This is a genomic window from Mycobacterium sp., assembly GCF_050701675.1.
In the GTDB taxonomy this organism is placed as follows: Bacteria; Actinomycetota; Actinomycetes; order Mycobacteriales; family Mycobacteriaceae; genus Mycobacterium.
The window spans coordinates 1-1,513 of sequence record NZ_JBOGDD010001334.1; the positions used below are offsets into that span (position 1 = coordinate 1).

Sequence of the window (1,513 nt, forward strand, 5' to 3'; positions counted from 1 at the left end):
GATGCCGGTCGCGAGCAGGAGCTTGGTGGTGTGCGCGGCCAGGAACGCGAGCGACACCGCGGGATCGAGCAGCTTCATGTGCGGCGGCGCCGGCGAGGGCGGCGCCTGCGGATCGGGCAGCACCACGTGCTCCGCCGTCCAGACCGAATCGAAGCCCGCGGCCTCGGCCGCCTTGGCCACGCGCGCCGCGACGTCCGGCTCCGAACACGGTCCGGTGTTGATTCCGTACAGCCCGAGTTTCATGAGGACCTGCCTGCGGCGATTCGCGCCGCCCGGGATTCTAGCCGGAATGAGGCTGTGGGATCGCGCTCAGGTTTTCTAGAAGCAGGTACCCGCGGATCCTGCGTCGCAGCCCATCGGGCAGGTCGGGCACTTCGGCCCCGGCGCGAAACCCTCGAACGCACGGAAGACCCCCAGATCGGTTCCTCCGATGGAGTCTCCGCTCTCGTCCAGATCGAAGATCGCGCACGGCATCGAGCCCGTGACACCGCACATGTCCTGCGCTCGGTTCCTTGGCGTCGACGCTAGATACTGGAGATAGTCGTCGCCGTCGACGATCGCGCCGTTCACGCCGGCGAAATCGGGGTCGCACTTGTTCCCATAGCCGTCGTGGTCATCGTCGCGCTGCCGTCCGGTCAGCGTCGCCCAAGGATGGATCGCCAGAAAGTTCGCGGCAACGCGAGGATTCGCGGTCGCGAGGCAGTTGTCACACGCGTCGCCGACGCCGTCTCCGTCGTCGTCCAACTGGTTCGAGTTCGCGACGTGCGGGCAGTTGTCGATCGAGTCCGATCTCCCGTCGTCATCTTCGTCCAGCGAGCAAGCGTCTCCATCGCACTCGAGGGTTCCGCACGTCGGGCACTTCGCAAAGCGCGACGGATGGCTGAAGGTGTCGTGCACGATGGACAGGTCGAGGCCGTTGAGGATGCTGCTCGTGTTTTCCGGCGCCATGTTGAGGAGCTCGCACCGGATCATGGTTCCAGTCCAGAAGCCGGCGTCGTCGTATCGCTCACAGTTCGTTCCGACCACCGACTTCGCAGGCGCTCTGTCGATCGCGACCACGGCTGTTGCGTAGTCGCCGTATGTAACCGAGAAGCTCTGGTCGAGATCGAGATCGCAAGCGTTTCCCCATCCGTCGGCGTCGTCGTCGAGTTGTCCACCCGTCGTGGTCCGTGCACCCGGAAGCGATCCCCGCGCGATCCGCGGGTTGTGCACGTTCACGCAGTTGTCGCAGACGTCTCCTACGCCATCGAGTGGAGCCTCGAGCCCGCCATCGCCGTCGTCCTGATCGGGGTTGGCGGTCGTCGGGCAGTTGTCACATGGGTCGTAGACTCCGTCGAGGTCGCTGTCGGTGTTCGGTCCGGACGAACACTCATCGGACGCGTTCGGAATCCCGTCTCCGTCGATGTCCGGGTCGCAGACGTCTCCCAGATCGTCGCCATCGAAGTCTGCCTGATCGAAATTGGCAACGAGATCGCAGTTGTCGCAAGCATCACCGTACTCGTCGGTGTCGCGG

At 65.0% G+C, this 1,513-nt stretch carries 2 protein-coding genes; both read right to left on the reverse strand.

Features of this window, described 5'->3' with window-relative positions:
- The coding region (locus tag ACRDUX_RS41385) for an LLM class flavin-dependent oxidoreductase (RefSeq protein ID WP_526423461.1) at positions 1-243 on the reverse strand (243 nt) is incomplete at its 3' end.
- Between the two features lie 75 nt (positions 244-318).
- Positions 319-1,513 (reverse strand): thrombospondin type 3 repeat-containing protein (locus ACRDUX_RS41390; RefSeq protein WP_526423463.1); only part of this gene is annotated, 1,195 nt, incomplete at its 5' end.